The organism is Nitrospira sp. M1, assembly GCF_965152605.1.
This window is the reverse complement of sequence record NZ_OZ224217.1, coordinates 3,936,260-3,962,220: the sequence shown is the minus strand read 5'-3', so window position 1 is coordinate 3,962,220 and position 25,961 is coordinate 3,936,260. Positions and strand designations below refer to the sequence as shown.

Below are 25,961 nucleotides of genomic sequence, written 5' to 3'. Positions count from 1 at the left end.
ATGTCAATGAGTTTGATTGTTGGCCACGGCATCCATGGCTTCCTGGGCGAATCGACGATGATCATCATCTGAAAGGTTTCGAGTCAGTATTTTTTCTGCAACTTGTAGTGCCAAATCAGCCGTTTCTTTTCGTATATCCTGCAACGCTTTTCGTCGTTCCCGATCGATTTCTTGTGACGCCTCGGTTTTGAGTCGATCGGTTTCTGTACGAATTCGTTGTTGGTTTTCGTCCAGAAGGCGTTGGGCTTGATCGCGGGCTTCATTCACGATGCCTTCAGCTTCCCGGGCGGCTTCGTGTAGCTTGGCTTCGTATGTCTGTAAGCGTTGCTCAGAGTCTGCTCGATTTTTTTCTGCCTGCTCAATGCTTTCCCGAATTTTTTTCTCTCGCGCTTCAAGTGTTTCCAGAATCGGAGGGAAGGCATACTTGTACAAGATCCACAGAAGAATCCCGAAGGAAATGATTTCCCAGAAAATGAGCGATGAGAAAAAATTGCTGTCAAATTGTGGCATTGTCTCGAACCTCTGTTATCCCTTGCCCATAATAATAAACGCGATAACTAACCCGTACAGCGCAATCGCTTCGACCAACGCGAATCCGATCCACATATACTTTCCCACACGGCTTTCCGCTTCGGGTTGACGAGCCACGGCTTCGATCATTTTTCCAAAGATATACCCAATGCCGACGCCTGCTCCGGCAAATCCAGCGGCTGCGAGCCCCATTCCTAATAAAGCTGCTCCTGCAACATCCATTGTGTTCTTTCCCTCCCGTTGAATAGGGGTTGAATAGTGAGTGATACGAGTTTGCTTGACGAAACAGTCTAGAGTTCAAGGTTGAACGTTACGGGTCTCATGTTTCTGGTTCAAACTTTATACTGGCGACTTTATCTGATTATTCTCTTAATGTAGATGCATCGCGTCTCCGATATAGACGCATGTGAGCACTGTGAAAATATATGCTTGGATAAAGGCAATGCCAAACTCTAACCCATATAGGGCAATGGTAAACGAGAATGGAAGCCATCCTATAAGCAGGCCTCCTGTTATCGTCAGGCCGAATAGTACACCGAGAATGACGTGCCCCGCTGTCATATTGGCAAAGAGCCGAACTGCCAGAGAAATTGGTCTGGCTAATTGGCTAATGAGTTCAATCGGAATCATTAATGGTAAGAGCCATCCTGGAGTGCCAGGAGGGACGAGAATGCCGAAAAATTTCCCTCCATGAATTGAAAATCCAATGGCTAAGCTCAAGATATAGACAGATATCGCAAATACGCCAGTCACGACTAGTTGACTCGTCACCGTATACGAGCCAGGTATTAAACCCAGTAGATTACAAAAGAGAATGAACAAAAAGAGGGTACTGATCAGGGGGAAATACCGCATCCCATCCGTCCCCATGGTGTCTTGGATGATGCCGCGGATGAAGTCTACTAGGACTTCTGCTAGGTTTTGAAGTTTACCTGGAACTAAGGATCGACTTGATCCAGCCCGTAGTAAAAACCAGATAATCAGGGCGACAACAACCCACATCACAAGGGTTGCCTTGTTCAGGGAAATATCGAGGCCGAAAAGAGATAGCGGGAGTATCGGGTGTAACTCGAACGCGTGTAATGGGTCTTGCAAGGACGATCCTATAAGTTAAGACTTTAAGAAATTACGATTTCCAACGTTGAGCCGTCCGGTACGCATTTCGCAAACCTGCGGCAAGACCCAAAAAGAGCCCAATCACCAAAGCCCATGGCTCCGACCTTAACACATATGTGTCAATGAGCCAACCAAGAGCTCCGCCGACAATGAGAGAGGCTAGCAAATCAGTGCTTACCCTGATTGCCTGCCCCAGCCCAGAAAACATTGGGTTCTGAGATGGTGCCATGTGTTGCGCCGGTAAGCCTACCCCGGCGGAAGGAGCCGAATTCAAACAAAATTTCTGTGGATTTGTCAAGCGATGGGAAACATGTTCGATGTCTGTCGTCTTGAGCCTGTGCTGGTAATTACTCAGGTGCTATGATACCTATACAAATTATGCGTGTCCCCATAAAGATATTTCAGTCGTGTGTCTGTGCGTGGAGCTTGCTGTTTGCGCTGGACTTTGCTCTGGCAGCAGAGACAGTGGATGACTTGCCGAATATCACCACTGGTGTTGTCCCGATTATTTCATACAAAGAACATGATCCTTTTGCGAATGACCAACTCACATCGGTAAGCCATGTTTCGTATGTCATTCATGTAAAAAATCAAACAGATGATCCTGTGGTTGCTGAGTCTCTTATTCTCGTCATCGATAAAATTGTTGAGATAAGTGGCGCTGATATTTCAGATCGCATTACCATAAAGGGGGCAGATGGCCACATGGAAGACGGGAGACCATTCTTTCAAATCCCCGTTGGCAAGAAGAAAGATCTTGCGCCCTATGCAGAAAGTGAGTCAATTACGCTTGAGCTAGATAATCCAGACTATCTACGATTTTATCCTCCGACCCTTCAAGTTCGAGGTGTGAAGCGAGTCTCCTCGAAGTCTGTTCAAGAACTTGTCGAGACATTATTGAACAAAGGGGTTCTTACCACTGACGAGGCGGCTCAAGCTCTCGAGTCTTCCTCTGCACCAGAATAATTCATGGGCCACATGTCTTCGTCTTGCTCCTGGTCCACCGAGCAATTTCTCCGTGCTACTTCTCCAGCGCCACTCGTCCTTTCCATGCCATTGCCAACCGAAAGTCCGTTTGAACTCTATGTTCGACTGACGGGGTGTTCGAGGTCGTCGTTTTTCTTAGAGAGTGGCGGAGGCAATCCTGAACTCGCGCGGTATTCATTTATCGGTTGTCAGCCCTATCAGGTATTTTCAGCCAAAGGTCGTTGCTATGAAATGAGAAATCACGATGGCCATGTGGCGGGAGAAGGGGACACGTTTTCAAAATTTGCAGAATTGTTTGGTCCAATTTCGTATGATCGTTTGCCAAACTTCCCTCCGTTTCTTGGAGGAGCCGTAGGGTTTTTCAGCTATGACATGGTTCGTCAGTTTGAACGGATTCCCGAGTTAGCCGTTGACGACTTGGATTTGCCGGATATGGTTTTTCTGTTTGTGGAGGTTGTCGCGGCGATTGATCATGAGTCGAACCTGTTGCATGTAATTTTTGCACCTGATCCCAAGCGGTGGGCCGGAGAATCTCGAGATCAGCTAGTGCGAGAAGGACAAGAGCGCCTCCGAGATTGGCACGCTCAATTGACGCATCCTGATAGACATCTTCGTGTGATGAACGACTTGCCTCCTGTGACACGGCCTCAGATTGAAGGTCAGCAGTCGAGAGATCATTACATCGATGGAGTGCGGAAATGTCAGGAGTTGATTGCCGCTGGAGATATTTACCAAGCAAATCTTTCGCATCGATTTACGATTGATGTCGCGAAAGCGTTTTCCGGAAACCATCATCTACAAGGCGCATATTGGTATCAACGGATTCGTCAAGTGAATCCATCGCCGTTTTCAGCCTTGTTGATCTTAGATGACTACACCATGGTGTCGAACTCCCCAGAACGATTGGTACGATTAGACGGGCAACGGGCCGATATGCGGCCCATCGCAGGCACTCGACCACGTGGCACAACTGTGAGTGACGATCGCCGACTCATTGAGGAGTTGCTGTCCAGCCCTAAGGAACGGGCTGAGCATGTCATGCTTGTTGATCTGGTGCGAAACGATCTTGGTCGAGTCTGTCGATCTGGCACGATTTCGGCTGAGCAGTTGATGATAGTGGAACGGTATTCTCATGTTTCCCATCTCGTGTCTAATATTTCCGGCCTCATTCGACATGACGTCACGGCGTTTGATGTCCTTCGAGCTGCCTTTCCTGGTGGAACCATTACGGGAGTGCCCAAAGTTCATTGCATGAAGATTATTGAGCAATTGGAACCGGTTCGTCGTGGGGTCTATACCGGATCGCTTGGCTACATGAGTTGGTCGGGTCAGATGGATATGAATATTCTCATCCGAACGTTGCTGTTGACGCCTAAGCAGGGATATCTGCAGGTAGGAGCCGGTATTGTGGCAGACTCAATCCCGAGTCAAGAGTATGATGAAACGGTCCATAAGGCCGAAGCTTTTTTTCAAGCCTTTTCGTAGGGAAGTGAAGTCACGGGCAAGCGAACATGTACGACGTCAAGAGGGATAACCGTAAAAATGTGTGGAGTGAAAAAATGATGGGAAGCTCGTCGCCGGAGTGGATCTATCTCAACGATAAATTTGTTACTCGAGATCATGCAACTATCTCCGTATTTGATCATGGCTTTTTGTACGGGGACGGGGTTTTTGAAACTCTGCGTGCCTATCGAGGAAAAATTTTTCAACTGGAACGCCATCTTGAGCGACTCAAGGTTTCCTGTGATCGTATTGGACTGTCTTTGCCCATTACAACATCCCATTGGCCTGAACTTCTCTCTGAATCTTTACGACGTAATGAACTCTTGGATGCGTCGGTTCGCATCACGATTTCTCGAGGAGTGGGAGCGATTGGCCTGGATCCTACCTTGTGTGCTCATCCGACGGTTGTCATCATGGCTAAACCCGTTACGCCCTATCCTTCAGAGTTCTTTCAAAAAGGCGTTCAGCTTGCCGTAGTGAACATTCGACGAAATCCTATTGAGGCCCAACCGCCTGAGGTGAAAGCGCTGAGTTTCCTGAACAATATTTTGGGAAAACATGAAGCCACTCAGGCCGGCTGCTTCGATGCCGTAATGTTAAATATGGATGGGTTTCTGACTGAGTGTACGACGAGTAATATATTCTTTGTTTGTCAAGGACAACTCTGCACCCCATCGGTAGACTGCGGCATTCTTTGTGGCATTACGCGAGATGTCGTGCTCATGCTCGCGAAGGAAGAAGGGCTGCCTGTTGTGGAGGGCAAGTTTATGCAAGAGCAGTTATTATCCGCCGAGGAGTGCTTTTTGACGAATACTGGCATGGAGGTCATGCCGGTCTCTCACGTGGATGGGCATCGTTTTGGCACCTCATGTCCCGGTGTTTGGACTGTGAAGCTGCACCAGCTTTTTCACGAAAACCTGAGTCGTTTTTTGGATGATTATAGCGAATCCAAATAAGCTCCAGCTGAGGTCGATCAACCCCCGCGCGAGACAAGGCTAACATAAGGAAGATTATGCCCGCCTGGATGATCTACAGGCGATTGACGGTTCACGAACGAAGGGTCAATCAGCATTCAGTTGGTCGACGTGTAACGGATTCGGCATAACTGAAACGGCTATAAATCTGAAGACCTTAGTGTGGCCCCGACCTCAAAAGTATCGAAGAAGAGGTGTTCTCCCCTTGCTTATGACAAAGGGAAGCGATCCGATTTGAGGGGACGATGCGAACGGCTATGGGTTTTCCAGCCAAGACCCTTATGGGTTGGAAAGTCTTCTCGGAAATGCGCTCCGACACTATTCTCTCTCCACAGGGCGGCTTCAGTGGTTGATCGAGCAACTTGAATCAAATTTTTGGTTTCCATATTTGTTCGTGTGAGTGAGGATTGCTCCAACAGCTTTTCCCACTGCGTGAGTTGCCTTACCGCCTTTGTGAGAATGTCTCCTCGACGAACGAGTCCGACCTTCGTCCACATCAAACGACGAAGGGAATTGCGAAGTTTTTCCGCATCCTCTAACGGTTTTGCTGCAGCCTTGCGACCCTTTTGAATCTCGCGAAGCGTGAGGCGAGTCATCGATGTGTTTGAAGCAAATCTCACAGCGGCTTGCGCTGAACGCAGTCCAAAGACCAATCCCTCCAGAAGGGAATTGCTTGCGAGACGATTGGCTCCATGCACTCCGCTACACGCCACTTCCCCTGCTGCAAAAAGTCCTGGCAGAGTCGTGGCTCCATGAAGATCCGTGGAGACGCCGCCCATCCAGTAATGAGCACTTGGAGATACCGGTATCCATTCTTCAGTGATATCAATGTCGTAGCGAAGACATGTGGCATAGATGGTTGGAAATCGTTTTTTGATAAATGTCGGACTGAGGTGTGTGATATCAAGATACACATGGCGGGCTTTGGTCGCTTGCATTTCGGCCCATATTGCCCTAGCGACGATATCACGCGACGCCAGTTCTTTATCTTTGTGATAGCGATTCATGAAAAACTCTCGTTTGTTATTGCGCAATCGCCCGCCTTCTCCTCTCATAGCCTCGGAGAGTAAAAACGGAGGACTTGAGGGGAGATACAGCGCTGTGGGGTGGAACTGCACAAACTCCATATCTTCAAGTACAGCACCTGCTCGAAAGGCCATGGCGATTCCGTCGCCAGTGGCACTGCCTGGATTGGTCGTGCGGGCATAGACCTGGCCTGCACCTCCCGTTGATAGCACGGTGGCAGAAGCGAGGATTAATTTTAATTCTCCTGTGAGTTCTTCTAGGACAATGGCTCCACGGCACTGTCCATCAAGAACAAGCAAGTCAATGCTGAATTGATTCCCGATCCACTGAATCGTGGGCTGTTGACGGGCATGGGCGGTTAAAACCCGCACCATCTCGCTTCCAATCGCGTCGCCTCCAGCCCGCAGAATTCGGCGTCGACTGTGGGCACCCTCGTGTGCAAAGGCAAGTTTGCCCTTTACTTTATCGAATTTGGCACCCCATGCCAGGAGCTCCTCGATGCGCGCTGGGCCCTCTTGAACAAGAGCTTTGGTCGCTGGTTTTCGGCAGAGTTGATGGCCAGCTTTGATGGTGTCAGTAAAGTGTAGGTCGACATGGTCTTCTTCGCTTAACGCGACGGCGACTCCGCCTTGGGCAAAGAGCGTACTGTTTTCCTGTGGGCCTCCTTTGGCGATCATGAGCACGCGTCCATGATGGCAGAGTTCCAGGGCTGCGCGAAGTCCAGCCACTCCGCTTCCAATGACAAGAAAATCAGTCTCGACAATTTGAGTAAATTTTTTATAATACGGGAACGTCATAATTGAAATGTTATGCTTTGATCATGTGAACGCGAATGAATGAGAAGAATTGGGGCAGTGAGAAAGTCTAGGATAGTGCCTGTCGATCCGCCATACCAAACGGTAAGTCGCCTTCCACGCCGGTGAGAAGAATGACATGGGTTCCGCTCCAATGGAGCGTTCCGTGGCCTCTCGCTTTTATGGCTTGTGCATCGGGAGCGTCTTTCCATTCACCAAGCCATGAAACATGCACTGAGATGAGATCTCCGTCAATAACCATTCGGTCAATTGAAAGATCGAGTACGATATCGGAGTATGTCTCAAAGTCTCGTTGGATGCCTTGTTCCCAGGCATGCAAGGAGTCTAATGGGAGTAGGAGGTCTTTGGTCGCTTCCTGATCCTGAGCCACATAGGCTTGCTCAAGCGTCTGCACGGCTTCGACGATTCGTTCGAACCGAGCATGGCTTTCAGGATAGCGTGGGGGGTCAGAGGAGCAGCCAGTCAGAATTCCGGCATGACTCAATGTGACTGCGGTGATCGCCACGTACGTCATGATGGGTCGCCAATTCACAGGTCATTATAACGAGTTCGCGAGAGAAGAGGTCAAGAACTTTCTTCGAGAAAAGGGACGGTTCTATAGCCGTTTCAAATAACTTCCGCTGATTCAAACGTTGTACCGCGCGGAGTTCGTTGTATTTTTCCGTTTGGAACGTATTTGGATTCGCTGTAGATCATGCAGGTATCCATGTTTCTGGCTATTTCTTGACACCTTTCAAGGCCCTGTGATAGTTACTCCACTCCCACTTTCACAGGTGATGTGCGAATTTCGTTGTGAGTGGAGCCTCTGGTAACATTGAACCGTTCGTCTCAAACATAAACGTGTAAGGAACTAGGTGTATGGCAAGTGTTGTCAAAAAACGGAGAAAAAAAATGCGAAAGCATAAGCATAAAAAACTCCGTCGTCGAATGAAATTCGCGCGTCGTCGTAATTAACGGCTCTATTTCTGAGCCATAGGAGCATATGACTCAGGGGAAAAAAACGCGTATTCGAATCCGTTCCTCTCTCAATACCTATGTTGGGAGTTTACTGATTCCTCCTATGCGCAACAGAATTTCTGATGTGTTTAATGACGAGTCCGTGTTGTTCATTAATTTGACAGAGGTCGTGGTGAATGACACGGAGCATGCGGATTTTGTTGCGTTGAACAAGAACATGATTGAGTCCGTCACGCAATTGGACTAGAACGCCTGAAAATAATATACGTGTGTGAAGGCTCCTGGTGTAGAACAAAAAAATGGCCTCATGAGTTTGAGGGCTTAGAGCCATCGTGTTCTAGGGTACCCATCAAATCAGTTAATACTCATTTATCGAGCCCAAACTATGTGAATGCCTCAAGAGAAAAAACATACCTGTTGACTATGTCCTAGCCTCACCCTTGCTTCTACTTCTCACGTCCCTGACTTACAGCTCTTCATCCTCGACATGTCTCAGCCGTGTATTTTATGTTCAGATTTTTTTGAAGGACGTTAACGATTGATGACGACATTTTCTCGTTTTTTCCCATTTCTTCGACCATACCTTGGTCAAATGATTCTTTCGGCGTTGCTGGTCATGGGTGTTGCCGCTTTGAATCTGCTGTTGATTCGCTATGCTGGGAACGTGTGGGATCTCATTACCGTGCAGCGCGACCTTCCGAAACTGACGACCACGATTTGGCTGTTTCTTGGATTTATGCTCGGACAGAGCGTCCTGTCCATGGGGCATAGTTATTTGACCTCACGAGTGTCTCAACAGATTATTTGTGACTTTCGCACACATCTGTTTGCTCACTTTCAACGTCTCTCGTTAGGGTTTTTTTCCAAACGGCGAACTGGAGAGATAGTCTCCCGTCTCATGAATGATGTGGGCGTCATTCAGTCAACATTAACGGATACGCCTATCGATACGGCGAAGCATTTTGTGACAGTGATTGGAGGAGTCGGCTTCTTGTTAGTGATGAACTGGCGCCTTTGCGGGCTCATCCTTCTGTTATTGCCATTGCTGGCGATTGTGGCCCGTTTGTTTGGTCGACGTCTCAAGTCATTGTCGACACAAATTCAAGATCGTACCGCAGAATTGACGACGCTTATTGAAGAGGTGGTATCGGGAATCCGTATCGTAAAATCCTATGTGCAGACCGATCGCGAAGAGAGACGATTCCGATCTGGCGTCACGAGTCTGATGGACACGACGTTACGACGTACGGCCATTCTCTCGGTCTTTATTCCCGTGATTACCTTGCTGACGCTGGCTACGGCAGTTGCCGTCCTGTGGTATGGCGGAAAGCAAGTCATCGAAGGGGCGATGTCTCCCGGAGATCTGTTTGCCTTTGTGTTATTTGCCGGCATTCTGATCGGACCCTTCGGATCCGTCGCTCGCGTGTTTGCGCAATTGAAAGAATCGCAAGGGGCAATGGCGCGAGTCTTTGAAATTCTTGATGCCCAGCCGGAAATCTATGATGTGCCTGAGGCGATCACGTTGCCAGAGGTACAGGGGAGCATACGATTTGATCAGGTTCGGTTTGCCTATGATCCACGACAGGAGGTGTTGTCCTCTGTCACGTTTGAGGTGCAACCGGGAGAGCGTGTGGCTGTTGTCGGTCCAACCGGGGCAGGGAAGACGACCATTATCAACCTGCTGCACCGATTTTATGATCCAACGGCTGGAGCGGTGTTTGTCGATGGCTATGATTTACGTGCTGTTCGATTGGATAGTTTTTATCGTCAAATTGCTTTGGTGCCGCAAGAAAGCATTCTTTTTGGGGATACGATTCTAGAAAATATTCGGTATGGACGTTCCGAGGCGAGCGAGGAAGAGGTTCATGCCGCGAGTCAGGGGGCTCATGCCCACGAGTTTATTCTGTCTCTTCCCGATGGCTATCAGACGCTTGTTGGCGAAAAAGGCGTGAATCTTTCCGGAGGGCAACGTCAGCGGATTGCCATCGCCAGGGCGTTTTTGAAAAATCCACGAATCTTAATCATGGATGAGGCCACATCGGCGTTGGACAGTCAATCGGAAACATTAGTGCAATCTGCGCTCAATAATTTGATGATTGGTCGGACAACCGTCATCATTGCGCACCGTTTGACGACCGTTCAGTCTGCTGATCGAATATTTGTGTTGAATCATGGGCACATTGTTGAGGAAGGGCGTCATGCTGCGCTCCTTGAGCAGAAAGGCCTGTATCATCATTTGTATACGCTCAGAATGGAAGAATTAAATAGTGAAGCGTGAATCGTATTTTGTGAGGCGTAGAGGAAACGTGAGAAGACTCTTAAAGCGAGATACGAACGACGATTTACAAGGTACGCCCCAAGAGTTTAGCGAATTTTTGCAAGATCAGCTTCGATATTAATCAATTTTCCGTCTGGAAAGAACACGGCCAAGGTACTGGCGGCTTCAGGGTCAAAGTCGGCATAGGCAAATCTTGCGGTGAACCTCGATCGGTAACTCGGGATATCGCCAGGATTTTTTTTGCCACGTTCAGCGGCTCCAACATCAACGGGGCGGGCCATGGCTGACCCTTGTTGTAGTGCGATATCGACACCTTCCGCAAAAAACTCTTCGTCTCCGCACAGTCGCACTTCAACTTCCAAATAGGGCATTTGTAAGATTTCCTGAATTTTACTTTCTGGCATGCGAACTGGTTTTTTCTGGCGTTTCGATTCCGCCGCCTCTCGTCGACCAAAATATTCCAACCAATAATACCGTGTGCGTAAAATGGCATGGGGTCCGCACGGATTGTCTTCTGGATTGGCTCCAACAAGAATTTTCTGCTCCGCGGTTTTCATAATAGTTGCCACATCTTCGACATTTTCCGCTTTTTCCATTGGCCCACGACCATCGGCCAAGGCTTGATTGGCCTGTTCCATGGTGAGTTGTATGTCTATGGCATTTGCGTGATTGAACGTCGCATCCCAGGAAAGGCACAACATGGTGATCATGAAGAACGCTCTAAGTTTCACTGAGAATGCGTGTTGGGGCTGCATGAGAATCCTCCTTAACACCCACCTTCTTTAGCTGAGAAAAAGGCGAATGAGAACGAATGAAAGCACGGATTGTAGAAAACCGGACCAGTCATTGCAATCCCTCGAGTGATGAGAATCTTGAGCGATGCGAAAAGGCCTTGCTATCGTGATTTTAGATGACTGGAAGCCTATCTATTTGCGAAAGAAAGAGATGACCGGTTGACTCTATGCAGAAAGTTGGGTAGATTAGGCCTACGTCATGCGGAGGTGGGCCGTCCCGACTACGGCGCCAGCATCCGGGTATCCCGCCTAACCCAAAACTTCCCCATCCACAATTCTTATTCATGTCATATCTTTAATGTAATTCATAATTAATTCATCAAATGCGTGTGAATGAATCAGTGAAAGCGTCTTTGGGAGGGTATATGGAGCTCGATAAAGTTGAGCGAGTTTATACGAATTATGCTGGAATGTACGATCAAACCTTTGGTCGTATGGTTCAGCAGTCTCGAGAGTCTGCCGTGCGTGGGTTGCCGATTCAGCCTGGGGATCGGGTCTTGGAAGTTGGCATCGGTACGGGTGAAGCCTTGCCGTTGTATCCACGGCATTGTGAAGTTCTCGGCATAGACTTTTCTGAGGGAATGTTGGAGAAAGCTCGCAAGAGAATGCAAACGCATCAGTTGGATCATGTGACCTTGCAGCGTATGGATGCTGCACAGATGGATCTTGAGAATGATTCGTTTGATATTGTCATGGCGGCCTATGTGGTGACGGCAGTTCCCGATTACCGGCAAGTCATTAGTGAAATGATCCGGGTCTGCAAACCTGGTGGCCGCATTATTATGTTGAATCATTTTAGCAATGGAAATAAAGTGATTGCGGCTGTTGAAAAAATGATCTCGCCGCTCTGTAAGCACATAGGGTTTCGAACAGACTTATCGCTCAGTACGGTGTTGGAGGGGACGACTCTTGTCGTTGAACGAAAGAAAAAGGTTAATCCTCTTCGATTTTGGCATCTGGTCGAATGCGTTAATCAGAAAAATGGCCATGCCATATCGGTTGCCTCTGCGAAGTAATCTGCCATTTATCCCGTTTCCTGACGAAAAAATCTACTTGAATCTGAATTAAGCATGAGGTGCTTCTCGTTCCGAGTTGTCACGTCAGGCCACCAATGAGGGGTGTTCGTTGAGCACTGCGCACTGTCTTATGCATGTGTCGTTTGAGGGCCCAGGTGTTTTCAAGGCATCCCTTGAGCAGCGTGGATATGAAGTTCGGCAATACCTTGTGCCTCGAGATGGGCTTCCTGCTGAAATTGGTGATTTTTTGTTAGTGATGGGCGGTCCGATGTCGGTGAACGATCCGGAGCCATGGCTTGCCGAAGAGCGTGTCTTTATTCAAGCAGCATTATCCAAGAATATTCCAATTGTTGGTGTGTGTTTGGGGTCGCAGTTGATCACGCAGGCGTTAGGAGCATCGGTCATCCCTAGTGAAAAATTTGAGATAGGCCTGGTTCCGGTGACCTTGAGTATGGAAGGGCAACGTGATCCAGTTTTTCAAACCATGCCGCCTCGGTTTGATGTGTGGCAATGGCATGGGGAAGGATTTGAGCTGCCTCCTCATACCGAGCTTCTCGCCAGTTCGGAGCACTCTCCGGTCCAAGCCTATCGCTATGGAGCACACGTCTATGCACTCTTGTTTCATCTTGAATTGGAAGAGGTGGGAGCGCAGACGTTATGTCAAGAATGTCCTGAAGATGTGATTCGTTGTGGTGTCACGCCGGAACTTTTGCTTGCCAAGGCTGGTTCGGCCTTTCCTCAACTTCAGGCATGTGCTGACCGACTCATTGCGCATCTTACGTCAAGTGCTTTGTAGAGAAGGCCTGGTCCTGCCTCCATTCTCAGCCCCTCAACCTGTTTATGTCTTGATTCCCTCCTTGTAGCTGAAGTAACGTGCACGGGCGTATGTTTCGTGAAACGTTATTCGAATCACGTACGTGAAAAAGACGTTGCTCGTCGCTTGTCTCTCGTATCTCGAATAGGAAAACACTTCTGGTCCTTTTTGACGAGCGACGAAATACGAGATACGCTTCACGTCATTTATGAGCAGAAGAAAGGAGTAAGCATTTATGGGTGGATTTCCAATCACATATGCCGATCGTATTCGAACATTACCGCCGTATTTGTTTGCGGCGATTGATGAGATGAAGCGGAAGGCAATCGAAAAAGGAATGGATATCATCAATCTTGGGATCGGAGATCCTGATTTGCCGACGCCAACCCCAATTATCGATCGACTCAAGCACGCGGCGGAAGATCCGAGGCATCATCAATATCCTTCGTATGACGGCATGCTATCCTTCCGAACGGCGGTGGCCAAGTGGTATAAGCGGCGGTTTGGCGTCGAGGCCGATCCCGCATCAGAAGTTGTCACGCTCATCGGATCAAAAGAAGGCATTGGACATGTGCCATTAGCCTTTATTAACCCTGGTGATGTGGTTCTTATCCCAAGTCCTGGGTATCCGGTGTACCCAGTTGCCACGAGCTTTGCTGGTGGAACGTCGCATTTCATGCCATTACTCAAAGAGAATGGTTTTCTTCCGGACCTTGACGCTATTCCGACAGAGATCGCGCGAAAAGCCAAACTCATGTTTTTGAATTCTCCGAACAATCCCACTTCCGTTGTCGCTGATACAGCCTTCTTTCAACGGGTTGTCGAATTTGCCCGCGAGCATCACATCATCGTCTGTCATGACGCGGCCTATACGGAGATTTATTATGATGGGAAACGCCCCGCGAGTTTCCTTGAAGCCGATGGAGCAAAAGAGGTCGGCATTGAATTCCACTCCCTGTCAAAAACCTTCAATATGACCGGCTGGCGGATTGGATTCGCCGTAGGCCATGCAGATGTCATTAGTGGGTTAGGAAAAGTCAAAACCAATATTGATTCCGGCGTCTTTCAGGCGATTCAAGAGGCTGGAATTACCGCGCTGGAGTCCGATGATCAACTGACGGATGGATTGCGAAGCATCTACCAGGAGCGACGCGATATTCTTGTTCCTGGCCTTCAGAGTCTAGGGCTTACACTTGATAATCCCATGGCGGCGTTTTATGTGTGGATTGAAGTGCCTAAAGGATTTACGTCGGCTTCATTTACTGCGCATTTAATAGAGCAAGCGGGCATTGTAACCACACCGGGAAATGGATTTGGTGATCCGGGGGAAGGATATATTCGGATGACAGTCACGACGTCGAAAGAACGGCTGGCTGAAGCGGTAGATAGAATGAAGAAGATTGGATGGTAGTAGAGCCATTCAAGGTAAATTGCAAAAGTTAATATGCAAAATGGAAGTTTGAAAAATGCCTCCTGAAACGGTTTTTATCGGGTTTGGGGGTAATGTCGGTGATCGCCAGGAATTGTGCGATCGTGCGGTGGCACTCATGGGTTTGCTTCCACAATCTCAATTGTTAGGAGTGTCTTCGTATTATGAGACCCAACCGATAGATCCGGAAGGCGTCCTGGGCCAAACGTGGTTTTACAATGGTGTTGTCAAGCTTGAAACCGCACTCCAACCTCGAAAACTGTTCGAGATCTGCCAAGAGACGGAGAGAGCTCTCGGACGCGATGAAGAGCATCGAAGCGGACCGCGGACGATGGATTTCGATATGTTGTTTTATGGGCAACAGATACTAGATGAGCCTGATCTCACGGTTCCCCATCCGCGTCTCCACCTTCGTCGATTTGTTCTTGCGCCATTAGTCGAACTTGCTCCGCACTGGAATCATCCGAAGTTTGATCAACCTGTCAGCGCATTGCTTGAGCAACTCGATGACCCAAGCGAGGTTCGCAAGTTAACGGTCATTCCTGGTTCTCGCTATGGGAATCGTCCCGCCTGCACCCCACCTCCATTCTCTGGATGATGGGTCATCATATGCTGTATGGCCGCATGAATCGTCTCGTACCCACTCATTGTTTGTTGCGTGTGCGATGAAGATTATTCGAACAATCCGTGGACTTCAACTCTGGAGAGCACGACAATCCTCTCGCAACATGCGTCTTGGTTTTGTGCCAACGATGGGAGCGTTTCATGTCGGGCATCAGTCTCTTATGCAACGCGCTCGACGATCTTGCGAGATGGTGGTGGTCAGCATCTTTGTCAACCCACTTCAATTTGGTCCAACCGAAGATTTGGATGAATATCCTCGCCCTCGTCAAACAGACCTTGCGCTCTGTCGTCAGGAGGGGATAGATGTGGTCTTTGTTCCATCGCGAAAAGAATTCTACCCTCCGGATTTTCAAACATCAGTCACGGTCGGCATGTTGACAACACGTTGGGAAGGGAAGCAGCGACGAACGCATTTTCAAGGTGTCACGACCGTTGTGACCAAACTCTTGAATCTTGTCCAGCCCCATCACGCCTTCTTTGGCCAGAAGGATTACCAGCAATGCTGTGTTATTAAGCAAATGGTGAGCGATCTTCGACAGAATGTGAAGATTGTCATGTGTCCAACCGTTCGAGAGTCTGACGGTTTGGCTTTGAGTTCACGGAACGGCTATTTATCTTCATCGGCACGTCGAGCAGCGCCCGTCCTATTTCAAGCCTTGAGTCTGGGAGCATCGTCTATTCGAGCAGGGGAACTATCGAGTAAGAGAGTCGAGGCATTGATGCAGGCTCATGTACGAAAGACTGCAAGCGTGAATATTGATTATCTTGCCGTGTGTCATGCCGAAACACTTGAACCTCTGAAACGCACTCAGGGAAAGATGGTTCTGCTCGGGGCTGTCCGTCTTAGTAAAGTCCGGTTGATTGACAATGTCGTCGTGAGCACGCCGGTTTGAGTGATAAAGAGAGCCTGAGCATGCACGCGACACCTCTGTAGACAGAGTTTGGAGAGCAATGGTTTATGAAGAAATTTTCGATTGAATTTCGAGCTGCAATATCGATTGTACGCGTAATTCTTCAGTTTCGAGTTGTGTGAGTAGCGGCAGGGTTCCTTCGGTCCTTCCTTCTCTCCCTACCTGCTCTAGGGCAAAACATGCGTCGGCTAAAGGTTTCGCTCCGACATTTCGGCAACTCCCCTTGAACGCGTGAGCGGCTTTCATAAGGCTATCGGCATCATGGTGTTCAATGGCTGTTCGGATGTCCTCAAGGTGTCGAGGTATATCTTCGAGAAATTGTTCAATGACTGAGGCCAAGAAGTTTGGGTCGTCCTCACCGCCTAATGTTCGTAGTTCATCCAATATATGCATGTCTACAGAAGACTGTTTCTCAGTATCCGAGGTGATGGGCGGGGGCGACATGGAGTGAGTCGATTCTGTTTCTTGCGCAGTGCCGGTTGAGGCGGGGCGTGGGTGTTCCTGGTTCGTCCATCGACGTAACATGTCGTCGAGGGTCTCTAGAGAAATGGGCTTTGGTAAAAAGTCATCCATTCCAGCTTCAAGGCATTGTTCCCGATCACCATTCATGGTATTGGCGGTCATCGCAATGATCGGAATGTGAGGCGTGAGACGTGAGTGGGCAGGTGAGGCTCCTTGCATTTCACGCTGTGCTTCTAATGCTTCCTGCGCACGTATCGTGCGAGTGGCATCATAGCCGTCCATCTCTGGCATCTGACAATCCATTAAGATGAGCGTATACGTCTTCGCGTTCATCGCGTGGAGAGCTTCCAGCCCATTGTGGGCTACATCGACCTGGTACCCCAACTTTTTCAACATACCAACTGCGACTTTTTGATTGACCTGATTATCTTCAGCTAGCAACACCTGTAGGGCGTTCGGGCTCTCCTCATTTGGAGAGGGGGGGGGGCGTAAGTGTTGCTGTATTGGTTCGGTCGATGGGTGGTCGTGCTGTACACGACGACCCATCGCCGTGGTCAGGCAGTAATACAGCTGAGCCTGGTGTATTGGTTTTCGCAAATATCCTATAAACCCCGCTTGTTGGACATGTGCTTCATTGCCTCGATGGCCGAGTGACGTGAGCAGAATCAATCGCGTATCAGTGAGAAGGGGGTCGGCTTTAATTGCACGCGCAAGTTCGTATCCGTCTCTATCGGGTAATTGTTGTCCAATGATGACGATATTGTAGGCATGACCATTGTGTGCAGCTGTCCGTAATGACTCGAGCGTTTCCTGTCCGCTTGAGGCGCTGGAGAAAGGCATTCCCCAGGCGGTCGAATACTGTTCAAGTATCATGTGGTTTTTTTCATAGGTATCGACGAAAAAGAGCCGAATATCATGAAGTGATGATGGTTCGATACGTGACAGTGCGACATCCGGCTGTACTGGCAATGTGACGGTAAACCAAAAGAGACTGCCTTCTCCCACTGTACTTTCCACTCCAATCTCTCCATTCATGAGTGTGATCAGATGCCGAGAAATCGCTAATCCCAAGCCTGTTCCGCCATATTGTTTCGTTGTCCCGCTGTCCACTTGCGTAAAAGCCTGAAAGAGCTTCTTTTGATCTTCTTCGCGAATGCCGATACCGGTATCTTGGACTTCAATGCGAAGGTGGGCGTGTGCGTCAACGACCTCTGTGGCTGCCACATGGACGAATACGTCGCCTTGCGTTGTAAATTTAATGGCGTTCCCAATGAGATTGAGAAGGATTTGTTGCAGTCGTGCAGGATCTCCGTGAAGTGCGGTTGGAGTTGACGTGTGGATGAGGGCTCCGAGTTCGATGTGTGCGGTTCTGGCAGTTTCAGCAAAGGTGTCCAGTACGCCTTCAACAATTGTCCGAAGATCAAAGGGCACTACTTCTAACTGCATTTTCCCGGCTTCGACCTTCGAGAAATCTAAAATATCGTTGATAATGGTGAGCAAGTTTCTTCCACTCGTCTGAATGGTCTGTGCGATTTCAAGTTGCATGTCACTCAGGTCGGCATCAAGGAGGAGTTGAGTCATGCCAAGTACGCCATTCATTGGTGTACGAATTTCGTGACTCATGGTTGCTAAGAATTCGGCTTGTGTTTGCGCGGCAACAAGTGCTTGATCTCGCGCAAAGGCCAGATCGTGATTTTGTTGTTCTAAGACCAAGGCTCCACGAGTGACTTCTGCTTCCGCTTTTTTTCGTTCAATAAATTGACCAATGGAACGTCCAACCGTTTCGAGCATAGAGAGCAACGCAGGATCGTGTTGCCTCGCATCATGAGAGAAAAACTCCATGACCCCATAGACCTTCCCTGTTATGACAATGGGGAACGCGATTGCGGTGTGGAGATGTTCTTGTGTGGCGCTAGTGGCATGAGGAAAGTGTGGAGATGTTGCGACATCATGTACCCATTCAGCCTTGCCATTCTCCCACACATATCCAATGTGCCCTTCAGCCAAAGAGACGTTGTTTTTCAGAGTTTCTGCGATAAATCGTGGGTGAGAGCCGGGAACTTCTTCCCACGTGTCTACGCAGGTTAATGCCGAGTGATCTCGAATCGGAAGCATACATATTCCGATCTGCCATTCTAGGTGTGTGCAAATCGTTGCGAGTATAGGATTCGTGACGTCGTCCAATGAAGACGATTCCGACAGGATCTTGGTCACATGATGTTGAATGGCGAGACGGCTTTCTGCGACGTGACGGTCGTGAGTATCGTTTATTGACCCCACCATGCGAATCGGGTGGTTGTCTTCGTCCCAGATTGCCTGCCCACGTGCGTGAAACCAACGATAATTCGTGTGCGTAGTGTTGAGGCGAAATTCAATATTGTAGGGAGTTCTCTGATGAAGGTGCGCCTGAAGGTTTTGGGTTGCGTGTTGGCTGTCGGCGGGATGAATGAGTGACGTCAAGGATTCGAGTGTTTGAGCTAATCCCGAATCCTGACGGCCCAGCAGTCTCAAAAGTTGAGGAGAATAATACACGGTGTTCTGTCTGACGTTCCAATCCCAGAGTCCTGCGCTCGTGGCTTCTACGGCTAACGCGTATCGTTCTTCGCTGACACGAAGCCCTGATTCGGCTTGTTGACGTTCATGAATTTCCTGCGTGAGTTGACGATTGGCCTGGGCAAGGGTTTCTGTACGTTCTTGAATTTTGTTTTCCAGATGTTCCATGGTCTGGTCGATGACATCCGCCATTTGGTTCAATGTGAGACCCAGTTGACCGATTTCATCGTGCCGCTGACCCTTCCAACGAACGGCTCGATTGCCCTTGGCGAGGTTGTGCGCAACCGTCATGAGTGAGTGGAGCGGGCCAATCAGATATCGGGAGAGCAAGGTGCCGGCGATCCCGAACAGTATCATCATAATCGTAAGGGTACCCCAGGCAGTTGATTGAAAATCTGTGAGGGGTTGGAGCATCTCTGCTTCGTCAATTTCGGCAATAACGCACCAGGACGTATCGGGAACCAAACTCCAGGCTCCGACGACCGAAACGCCCCGATAATCAGGGTAGCCAGTCATCTGAAATGCTTTCGCTTCCCTAGGGTTTTGCCTCATGTGTTGGCAATGAAGAAAGGCTTGAGTCGGAGTGTGTTGGCCGGGGACCTCGAGCCGCTGTTCAAGTTGTGTGCGTCGTGAAATGGCTCCTCTGGCTTTCAGGGAGGCTTCAAACGCCGAAGGACTCAGGAAGACTCCTTCCTTATTCACGAGATAGATATCGAGTGAGGTAATCTGAAATTGTTGGAGGAGGGGAGCGTCTTTCCAAAAATCTCTTGCGACATTTGGGGCATCGACGAAAAGTGTTAATATCCCTGTCAATTCATCAGTTTTTTGGATAGGAGTATAGATTTGGCGAATGGGCAGCTGTGTTTCAATCTGATCATGGGCATTGACAAGTGGAAATGGTGAGGTCAATACAGAGGAGGAGAACAGGTTTCCTGTGGCAAGAGATGTCAACTGCTTCACCGTTCCTTGAAACGGGATTCCGATTCGTTGGGGGGTTGTCGCGATCAAGGCGATGCCTGTGTGGGGATGATTAATGTGGGCCTCTCTGATCCATGGGTAGAGATTCATCATCTGTTCGAGCTGCTGGTGCAGGCGAAATTGAATAAGGAAATAGGCGTTGGTCGAGGGGTCGGCGGCCAGCAATCGGGTGATATCCCGCTGTAGTACCGTACTCTTAGCTAGCAATTCAGCGCGATGTATCTGATCTTTGAGTACGTGATCAACCTGTTGGGCGGTTTGCGTGGCTTGCAGTTGTAAGATGCCTTGAAAAATCTGCTGCAGATTTGACCGATGTTGAAAGTCCCAGAGTACGCCCATCATCATGATTGGACAGAACGTTGCGGCTAACACCAACCCGACGACTTTGGCTCTGAAGCTCCGTTGTATTGAGTTGAATAGCATTGGATTAACGAGACAACGGGTATGGGTTCGGGGGGAGCGGTTCATGGGATTTCCACGCTTCGGCGAATTGCCCATTATCTTGCACTCTCCCGATTCGCGTCACTTTCCACGTATGTTGATTGTCGGGATCGATACGGATGAGACCCTGGGGGGCTCCATAGATTAACCCCCTGGCCGCTTGACGTATGATTGGCGGGGACACAGATCCGGCTTTTCGTACGGCCATCGCATACAGGTGAACTTGAGAGTAGGCAGACTCAATAGGGTCGCCGGTGACTCGATCTTGGCCGTATCGCCTCTTGAAGTTCGCGACAAATCTGCGGTTACTTGGCGAATCGATACTCTGAAAGTAATTCAAAACTGAGTAATGGCCGAGGGTATGCTCTATGCCGATTCGCTGAAGTTCATCTTCTCCAATACTGGTGGAAATCACTGGAATATCATTGGCCGTGAGCTTGATGCCTCCAAGACTCTGAAAAAACCCTTGATTACTGTCTCCATTAATCGTGTTAATAATAAAATCAGGCTTGGCGAGTTTGATGGTCTGAATAATGTGCTGAAAGTCTTGTTTGCCCAACGGTTGGTAGAGTTCTCCGGTTAAGGTTCCGTGATAGTGCGGAAGGAGCGTTTTGATGAGCTGATTAGCTGCACGGGGGAAAAGATAGTCAGAGCCGATTAAGAACACTCGTTTCCCAAATTGTTGGATTCCCCATTGTATCGCAGGAATAATTTGCTGATTCGGAGCGGCTCCGCCATACATGATGGCTGGAGATTGTTCATTGCCTTCATATTGCACTGGATACCAGAGGAGTTGGTCTTCGCGTTCCACGATCGGTTTGACGGCTTTTCTATTGGCAGATGACCAACATCCGAAAATGGTATGGACATGGTCTTGTCCGATGAGAGCTGCGGCGTTTCGTTCAAATATTGTGGGATTGGAGGCTCCATCGGAGATAATCGGCTTGAGTGTCTTTCCAAGCAACCCTCCCTGTTCATTAATTTCATCAATAGCCATGAGAATGCCATCGACCACCGATTGTCCATTGCTAGCGAGTGTGCCGGTCAATGAATGAAGAATGCCGACTTTGATGATGGGGTCCGTCTCTTTGGCAAACGACCATCGTGAAGACAATCCGGATACGGCCATGGCCAGCGCCCCGAGTCTGAGGCCCGCAGAAGAGAGAAATGCTCGACGCGATTCCAGGTGAGGTGATGTTGGGTGAAATGATGGCATTATCGTATCCATTCAATAGGTCGAAGAGGAATCTGTAATCTCCAGGACGGTATTTGCATCAGGAGCATTGTGCGGTTATCTACCATGAGAGATGACGTATTTCAGGTATTGATGCAGTGCACCGTGGATGCGAGCTTCTTCTGCCTTCAGATCGTTGAGTAATATTGATGCGCCTTCGACGGTTCCCGCTCGCCCTAATTGCTCAAGACGAAGGCAAGTGTCAGCCAGCGGAATTGCTCCAATATTTCGACAGCCCCCTTTGAACGCATGTGCTGCAGTGATCAATCCGTCGAGGTTCTGGCATTGCACGGCCTCACGAATGCCATGCATATGACGCGGGATATCTTGGAGAAATTGTTCGATGACCGATATGAAGAAGTCAGGGTCTTCTTCTCCTCCTAAGGATTGCAGGTCTTTGAGTACGCGCAAGTCCAATGGAGGACGTTCGCCGAGACCTGTTGTGTTGGATATGGAAGATGGTACGACATTCAAGTCTGATTCGTCTGATGATGTCTCTCCTGTTGGTTGCCGATGTTTCTCAATTGTCCAGCGACGCAAGGTTTTTTCTAATGTTTCCAGCAAGACCGGCTTAGCAAGAAAGTCATCCATGCCGACTTCAAGGCATTTAGTGCGATCATCCTCAAATACGTTGGCCGTCAAGGCAATAATGGGCACGCGAGGAGTGAGAGGTGATAAATCAGAAAGGCTCTCGCTTTCTTGTAGTTTTTCACTGTTCACTTGTAACTGTTGCTGTTCGTGCGCGCGTATTGCACGAGTGGCTTGAAATCCATCTATTTCTGGCATGTGGCAGTCCATGAGGATAACGTCATATGTCACCTGAGTTGCAGCTTGAATAGCTTCATGCCCATTTACGACGACATCAACGCGATATCCCAATTTTGCGAGCATTTTATTGGCAACCTTTTGATTGACGATATTATCTTCTGCGAGCAGGATGCGGACTTTTGAACGGTTTTCCATTTCCTCTAAGGTGTATCGCGTAATCAAGTTATGGTCTGCCTTGATAGGTTGAGCGGGTGAGCCCATTGCCGCAGTGAGGCATCGGTACAATTGTTCCTGTCGCACAGGCTTGGTCAGATACGCCATGAATCCGTCTTCTTTGGCGCGTCGTGCTTCTCCTCGTTGACCAAGAGACGACAGCATAATTAACCGACTCTGGGCGAGCGCGGGGTCGTGTTGCACATGTTGTGCGAAGTCGGCACCACTCATGTCTGTGAGTTGCTGGTCCACGATGATCAATTCGCAAGGGTTGTTTTGTGCGGCTGCCGTGCGCAAGCGTTCCAGAGCTTCTGCTCCATTCTCGGCAACAGTGCACAACATGTTCCAACTTTGGACATAATGATGGATGAGGAAACGAACGGTTTCATGACTTTCGACAAGACACGCATGAACGCCGTATAAATTTGTGCGGGCTTGAGGATGCTGTTCGTTGGTTGGTTGCCGTTGTAATGGAATGGTAAACCAGAATTCACTGCCTTGCCCTTCCGTGCTCGTCACGCCAATGTCACCTCCCATTAACGTAATAATTTTTTTGCAGATGGCTAAGCCTAATCCGGTCCCTCCATACTTTCTGGTGGTGGAGCTATCTGCCTGCTTAAAGGATTGAAAGAGGTGACGTTGCGCCTCTTTGGATATGCCAATGCCGGTATCGGTAATGGTAAATCGAACAGAGACGCTCTGGCCTTGATTCTTGATGGCAGAGACTTGTACGACAATTTCGCCAGTCTCGGTAAATTTAATGGCATTCCCAACGAGATTCATCAGGACCTGCCGAATGCGGCCTGGGTCGCCTTGGAGTGCTGTCGGCGTGTGGGCATAGACGAGGGCGACGAGTTCGATGCCTTTCTTGGCAGCTGGTTCTGCAAGGATTTCAAGCACGTCTTCAACGGCAGTCCGAAGATCAAAATTGATCGTTTCAAGTTCAAGTTTTCCCTCTTCGACTTTCGAAAAATCAAGAATGTCGTTAATGATTTTCAAGAGGATCTCGCTGGAGTATTTGACGGTCTCCGTTAAATCGCGTTGCTCGTCGTTTAATGACGTTTCGAGTAACAGACCAGTCATGCCGATAACGCCATTCATTGGAGTCCGGATTTCATGGCTCATGGTGGCCAGGAAGTCTGTTTTGGCTTTTGCCGCGGCAAGGGCTTCATCCCGGGCCACTTCAAGTTCGTGGTTTTGTTGCTCCAGCAATTGTGTCCAGCGGGCAACCTTCGCTTCTGCGTCCTTGCGTTCAGCAAACTGTCCGATGTGCCGACCCATATTCTCCATCATCGCGAGTAAATGCGAATCGGGAATGAGCGGAGTTTGACAGAAAAACTCCATCACTCCATGAATCTGATTGTTTACACAGATCGGGAAGGCAAAGGCGGCATGAAGGTGTTCCCTGTTGGCCATGGATTGACGAGGAAAATTCTCATCTGTCGTGACATCCGGAATCCAGTAGGGCGTTCCTGATTGTGCGACTCGTCCCGGCAAGCCAGTTCCTATGGGGAACACGGTGGTGAGCGTTTTTTGAATAAACTGTGGATGCGAACCAGGCGTTTCTTCAAAAATGCAGAAACATGTCAATTCACATGATGCTGGGTGGGGTTTCCAGAATGCGCCGACTTGCCAACGAAGACTGCCACAGATGACCTGGAGGAGTGACGGTGCGGCTTCCTCTAGTGATGTCGTTTCTGTGAGCACTCTCGCAACATTGTGTTCGGCCGTCATGCGATGTTCAAAGGCTTTCCGTTCACTGATATCACGAAATGTAATGACTGCCCCGATAACGTGGCCTTCTTCGTTGCGTCTTGGTGTGCTGGTGTATTCTACTGGAAAGCTTGTGCCATCTTTACGCCACAGCACTTCATCTTCAATACGATTGATTGTTCCGTCTTTGATCGTTCTGTGCATGGGGCAGGCATCGAATGAATACGGAGAGCCATCAGGTTTCGTGTGATGCATTGTGGCATGCATGGGCTGGCCGATAAGTTCGTGAGGTGCATAACCTAAGAGTCTCGCGCCTTCTGGATTGACGAACGTGGTATTTCCCTGTAAGTCCAGGCCGTAGATGCCTTCTCCGGCTGAAGCCAGGATCGAGGCATTGGAGTAGCTTAACTCTCGGACTTTTTCCTCTGCCTGCTTCCGTGTGATCCCCAAGGCGATACTTCGTGTCACGCGTTCCAGCATTTGGGACTGGAGCGGAGAGAGTACAGAGGAAGAATAAAGCGCTAGGACACCAACCACCTGATCGTTGATGAAGAGGGGGTGTCCGGCGAAGGTCAGAATATTTTCGTCGATACTCGATGCATAGTCAGAAATTGTCTGATCGTCGGAGACATCGTGTGTGACATATGACTGACCGAGGGACGCAATTCGATGTATCAAGTCTGGGGTAGGCGCAGTGTGACTTGATGGATCCTGGTTGTGGCTATTGCGTCTGGCGTCGCCTACGAGTTCGAGTCTGTCGTTCAATTCGTTCATGAGCCAAATGTGTACGGATGTGACATGAAGCTGTTCCATGATAATCTTTGCACATCCCTGCAGCATGTCTTCTAAGCGACCTTCGAGACTGAGCTGTTGGATGAGGGTATTTTCGAGCTCGATCAGTCTGGTGCGCTCCTCCATGTTCGTCTGGACTTCTTGTTGTTTCGTGATATCCCAATTCACTCCGCTCATACGGTAGGGATGGCCCTGTTCATCATGTTGGGTTAGGCCATGGGCTTCGATCACGTGGATAGACTTGTCAGGCCAGATAATTCGAAATTCCGTATGAAATCCCTTGTTATCGTGTAAGGCCTGCTGAATCGTCTTGGTTGCATTGGGGAGATCTTCTGGGTGGACGGTACGAGCCCAATCGTCGAATGTCCCTGTGAAAGTATGCTTATCAACTGCAAAGACTGAAAACATCTGGTCACTCCATTTGAGGGCATTCGTGAGAATATCCCATTCCCAGACCCCAATGCGCGCGGCTTCAGTGGCTAACCGATATCGTTCGGATAAGGACCGAAGCTTACGTGTGGCATGTTTCCGTTTTTCCATTTCTTTGCTAGCCTGCTGACGCCAGTAAGTTGACCGTTGAACGGCTTCCTCTTGAGCCGTGACATCTTGCACCACAAACATGATATGCCATGAGTCGTTTTGGGGTGAGCGAATAGCTTGAGCCATCGTGTGTTGGATGCGAGGTGTGCCTTCGGGGAGCAGTGCCGGAAACAATTGCGCATGATCTTGTGATGTGAACATGACCGAATCATGTCCGGAAAATAATGGTTGTAGGCGAGAACGGTAGTATGCGCTCGTGAAATGCGGGAACGTTTCGCCGAGCGTTCGCCCTTCAACCAGAGTTTTTGAATAGCCTGTCCAGTCGCTCAGCACCGTATTCCAACATGTTACCGTCCAGTCTTGCCGAACGATACAGATTCCGTTTGGCACATGATCGAGGATGGTGTCTTGTGCAGTATGGGAGTGACGATCAGTCATGGCATGTTGCAAGGCATAATGGGTGGAAGTACGAAAACCTGCATATGGTCACGG

General features: G+C 49.1%; 21 protein-coding genes. 11 read left to right on the top strand and 10 right to left on the bottom strand.

All coding sequences use genetic code 11. From position 1 onward, the window contains the following. Window positions 1-3 precede the first annotated feature (3 nt). The 4 genes from atpF to ACWHX8_RS17755 form a co-directional block, all read right to left on the bottom strand. The gene (atpF, locus tag ACWHX8_RS17770; RefSeq protein WP_447969472.1) at window positions 4-510 is read right to left on the bottom strand and encodes a F0F1 ATP synthase subunit B; all 507 of its coding nucleotides are present in this window, start codon (window positions 508-510) and stop codon (window positions 4-6) included. A gap of 15 nt (window positions 511-525) precedes the next feature. After that, on the bottom strand, window positions 526-753 hold the full coding sequence (atpE, locus tag ACWHX8_RS17765; RefSeq protein ID WP_447969471.1) for an ATP synthase F0 subunit C: 228 nt from the start codon (window positions 751-753) through the stop codon (window positions 526-528). A 147-nt stretch (window positions 754-900) separates the two neighbouring features. After that, window positions 901-1,626: a F0F1 ATP synthase subunit A gene (locus ACWHX8_RS17760; RefSeq protein WP_447969470.1), complete on the bottom strand. Its 726-nt coding sequence runs from the start codon at window positions 1,624-1,626 to the stop codon at window positions 901-903. 31 nt (window positions 1,627-1,657) lie between these two features. Next, on the bottom strand, window positions 1,658-1,876 hold the full coding sequence (locus tag ACWHX8_RS17755; protein ID WP_447969469.1) for an AtpZ/AtpI family protein: 219 nt from the start codon (window positions 1,874-1,876) through the stop codon (window positions 1,658-1,660). Window positions 1,877-2,007: 131 nt separating this feature from the next. Between ACWHX8_RS17755 and ACWHX8_RS17750 the strand changes: the two genes are divergently transcribed. The 3 genes from ACWHX8_RS17750 (at window position 2,008) to ACWHX8_RS17740 (ending at window position 5,093) form a co-directional block, all read left to right on the top strand. Beyond that, window positions 2,008-2,613, top strand: a complete 606-nt coding sequence (locus ACWHX8_RS17750; RefSeq protein ID WP_447969468.1) for a hypothetical protein — start codon at window positions 2,008-2,010, stop codon at window positions 2,611-2,613. 12 nt (window positions 2,614-2,625) lie between these two features. Beyond that, window positions 2,626-4,119, top strand: a complete 1,494-nt coding sequence (locus ACWHX8_RS17745) for an anthranilate synthase component I family protein (RefSeq protein WP_447969467.1) — start codon at window positions 2,626-2,628, stop codon at window positions 4,117-4,119. A gap of 74 nt (window positions 4,120-4,193) precedes the next feature. Further along, on the top strand, window positions 4,194-5,093 hold the full coding sequence (locus ACWHX8_RS17740; RefSeq protein ID WP_447969466.1) for an aminotransferase class IV: 900 nt from the start codon (window positions 4,194-4,196) through the stop codon (window positions 5,091-5,093). Window positions 5,094-5,320: 227 nt separating this feature from the next. Here the strand turns inward: ACWHX8_RS17740 and nadB are convergent, their stop codons facing one another. Beyond that, entirely contained in the window at window positions 5,321-6,934 is a 1,614-nt protein-coding gene (gene nadB, locus ACWHX8_RS17735) for an L-aspartate oxidase (RefSeq protein WP_447969465.1), read from the bottom strand. 67 nt (window positions 6,935-7,001) lie between these two features. Then, entirely contained in the window at window positions 7,002-7,466 is a 465-nt protein-coding gene (locus tag ACWHX8_RS17730) for a hypothetical protein (RefSeq protein ID WP_447969464.1), read from the bottom strand. A gap of 344 nt (window positions 7,467-7,810) precedes the next feature. Between ACWHX8_RS17730 and ACWHX8_RS17725 the strand changes: the two genes are divergently transcribed. The 3 genes from ACWHX8_RS17725 (at window position 7,811) to ACWHX8_RS17715 (ending at window position 10,187) form a co-directional block, all read left to right on the top strand. Further along, a complete protein-coding gene (locus ACWHX8_RS17725; RefSeq protein WP_447969463.1) occupies window positions 7,811-7,906 on the top strand; it encodes a 30S ribosomal protein bS22 in 96 nt (31 codons plus the stop codon). Between the two features lie 28 nt (window positions 7,907-7,934). Further along, window positions 7,935-8,156 carry a DUF6812 domain-containing protein gene (locus tag ACWHX8_RS17720; RefSeq protein WP_447969462.1) on the top strand — a complete coding sequence of 74 codons (222 nt, stop codon included), beginning with the start codon at window positions 7,935-7,937 and terminating at the stop codon, window positions 8,154-8,156. A 294-nt stretch (window positions 8,157-8,450) separates the two neighbouring features. Next, window positions 8,451-10,187 carry an ABC transporter ATP-binding protein gene (locus ACWHX8_RS17715; protein WP_447969461.1) on the top strand — a complete coding sequence of 579 codons (1,737 nt, stop codon included), beginning with the start codon at window positions 8,451-8,453 and terminating at the stop codon, window positions 10,185-10,187. A gap of 86 nt (window positions 10,188-10,273) precedes the next feature. Here the strand turns inward: ACWHX8_RS17715 and ACWHX8_RS17710 are convergent, their stop codons facing one another. Beyond that, window positions 10,274-10,942 carry a hypothetical protein gene (locus ACWHX8_RS17710; protein ID WP_447969460.1) on the bottom strand — a complete coding sequence of 223 codons (669 nt, stop codon included), beginning with the start codon at window positions 10,940-10,942 and terminating at the stop codon, window positions 10,274-10,276. A 404-nt stretch (window positions 10,943-11,346) separates the two neighbouring features. On the opposite strand from ACWHX8_RS17710, the gene ACWHX8_RS17705 reads away from it, so the two are divergent. The 5 genes from ACWHX8_RS17705 (at window position 11,347) to panC (ending at window position 15,757) form a co-directional block, all read left to right on the top strand. Next, window positions 11,347-11,997: a class I SAM-dependent methyltransferase gene (locus tag ACWHX8_RS17705; protein WP_447969459.1), complete on the top strand. Its 651-nt coding sequence runs from the start codon at window positions 11,347-11,349 to the stop codon at window positions 11,995-11,997. A 109-nt stretch (window positions 11,998-12,106) separates the two neighbouring features. Beyond that, entirely contained in the window at window positions 12,107-12,793 is a 687-nt protein-coding gene (locus tag ACWHX8_RS17700; protein ID WP_447969458.1) for a type 1 glutamine amidotransferase, read from the top strand. Between the two features lie 253 nt (window positions 12,794-13,046). Next, window positions 13,047-14,222 carry an LL-diaminopimelate aminotransferase gene (locus tag ACWHX8_RS17695; RefSeq protein WP_447969457.1) on the top strand — a complete coding sequence of 392 codons (1,176 nt, stop codon included), beginning with the start codon at window positions 13,047-13,049 and terminating at the stop codon, window positions 14,220-14,222. Between the two features lie 55 nt (window positions 14,223-14,277). After that, window positions 14,278-14,838 (top strand): 2-amino-4-hydroxy-6-hydroxymethyldihydropteridine diphosphokinase, encoded by a 561-nt coding sequence (gene folK, locus ACWHX8_RS17690; protein WP_447969456.1) that lies wholly within the window; start codon window positions 14,278-14,280, stop codon window positions 14,836-14,838. Window positions 14,839-14,905: 67 nt separating this feature from the next. Continuing rightward, window positions 14,906-15,757: a pantoate--beta-alanine ligase gene (gene panC, locus ACWHX8_RS17685; protein ID WP_447969455.1), complete on the top strand. Its 852-nt coding sequence runs from the start codon at window positions 14,906-14,908 to the stop codon at window positions 15,755-15,757. A 63-nt stretch (window positions 15,758-15,820) separates the two neighbouring features. Here the strand turns inward: panC and ACWHX8_RS17680 are convergent, their stop codons facing one another. From ACWHX8_RS17680 to ACWHX8_RS17670, 3 genes are all read right to left on the bottom strand, one after another. Continuing rightward, window positions 15,821-20,236: a response regulator gene (locus tag ACWHX8_RS17680; protein WP_447969454.1), complete on the bottom strand. Its 4,416-nt coding sequence runs from the start codon at window positions 20,234-20,236 to the stop codon at window positions 15,821-15,823. After that, window positions 20,196-21,425: an urea ABC transporter substrate-binding protein gene (locus tag ACWHX8_RS17675; RefSeq protein WP_447969453.1), complete on the bottom strand. Its 1,230-nt coding sequence runs from the start codon at window positions 21,423-21,425 to the stop codon at window positions 20,196-20,198. The genes ACWHX8_RS17680 and ACWHX8_RS17675 overlap by 41 nt, the downstream gene beginning before the upstream one ends. A 75-nt stretch (window positions 21,426-21,500) precedes the next feature. Further along, window positions 21,501-25,907, bottom strand: coding sequence for a response regulator (locus ACWHX8_RS17670; RefSeq protein WP_447969452.1), 4,407 nt, complete (start codon window positions 25,905-25,907; stop codon window positions 21,501-21,503). Window positions 25,908-25,961: the final 54 nt, after the last annotated feature.

Excerpts from the sequence above, each read along its gene's own strand:
- atpF (WP_447969472.1), bottom strand. The coding sequence starts at position 510 with ATGCCACAATTTGACAGCAATTTTTTCTCATCGCTCATTTTCTGGGAA.
- atpE (WP_447969471.1), bottom strand. The coding sequence starts at position 753 with ATGGATGTTGCAGGAGCAGCTTTATTAGGAATGGGGCTCGCAGCCGCT.
- ACWHX8_RS17755 (WP_447969469.1), bottom strand. The coding sequence starts at position 1,876 with ATGGCACCATCTCAGAACCCAATGTTTTCTGGGCTGGGGCAGGCAATC.
- ACWHX8_RS17750 (WP_447969468.1), top strand. The coding sequence starts at position 2,008 with ATGATACCTATACAAATTATGCGTGTCCCCATAAAGATATTTCAGTCG.
- ACWHX8_RS17745 (WP_447969467.1), top strand. The coding sequence starts at position 2,626 with ATGTCTTCGTCTTGCTCCTGGTCCACCGAGCAATTTCTCCGTGCTACT.
- ACWHX8_RS17740 (WP_447969466.1), top strand. The coding sequence starts at position 4,194 with ATGATGGGAAGCTCGTCGCCGGAGTGGATCTATCTCAACGATAAATTT.
- nadB (WP_447969465.1), bottom strand. The coding sequence starts at position 6,934 with ATGACGTTCCCGTATTATAAAAAATTTACTCAAATTGTCGAGACTGAT.
- ACWHX8_RS17730 (WP_447969464.1), bottom strand. The coding sequence starts at position 7,466 with ATGACGTACGTGGCGATCACCGCAGTCACATTGAGTCATGCCGGAATT.
- ACWHX8_RS17725 (WP_447969463.1), top strand. The coding sequence starts at position 7,811 with ATGGCAAGTGTTGTCAAAAAACGGAGAAAAAAAATGCGAAAGCATAAG.
- ACWHX8_RS17720 (WP_447969462.1), top strand. The coding sequence starts at position 7,935 with ATGACTCAGGGGAAAAAAACGCGTATTCGAATCCGTTCCTCTCTCAAT.
- ACWHX8_RS17715 (WP_447969461.1), top strand. The coding sequence starts at position 8,451 with ATGACGACATTTTCTCGTTTTTTCCCATTTCTTCGACCATACCTTGGT.
- ACWHX8_RS17710 (WP_447969460.1), bottom strand. The coding sequence starts at position 10,942 with ATGCAGCCCCAACACGCATTCTCAGTGAAACTTAGAGCGTTCTTCATG.
- ACWHX8_RS17705 (WP_447969459.1), top strand. The coding sequence starts at position 11,347 with ATGGAGCTCGATAAAGTTGAGCGAGTTTATACGAATTATGCTGGAATG.
- ACWHX8_RS17695 (WP_447969457.1), top strand. The coding sequence starts at position 13,047 with ATGGGTGGATTTCCAATCACATATGCCGATCGTATTCGAACATTACCG.
- folK (WP_447969456.1), top strand. The coding sequence starts at position 14,278 with ATGCCTCCTGAAACGGTTTTTATCGGGTTTGGGGGTAATGTCGGTGAT.
- panC (WP_447969455.1), top strand. The coding sequence starts at position 14,906 with ATGAAGATTATTCGAACAATCCGTGGACTTCAACTCTGGAGAGCACGA.
- ACWHX8_RS17680 (WP_447969454.1), bottom strand. The coding sequence starts at position 20,236 with ATGAACCGCTCCCCCCGAACCCATACCCGTTGTCTCGTTAATCCAATG.
- ACWHX8_RS17675 (WP_447969453.1), bottom strand. The coding sequence starts at position 21,425 with ATGCCATCATTTCACCCAACATCACCTCACCTGGAATCGCGTCGAGCA.
- ACWHX8_RS17670 (WP_447969452.1), bottom strand. The coding sequence starts at position 25,907 with ATGACTGATCGTCACTCCCATACTGCACAAGACACCATCCTCGATCAT.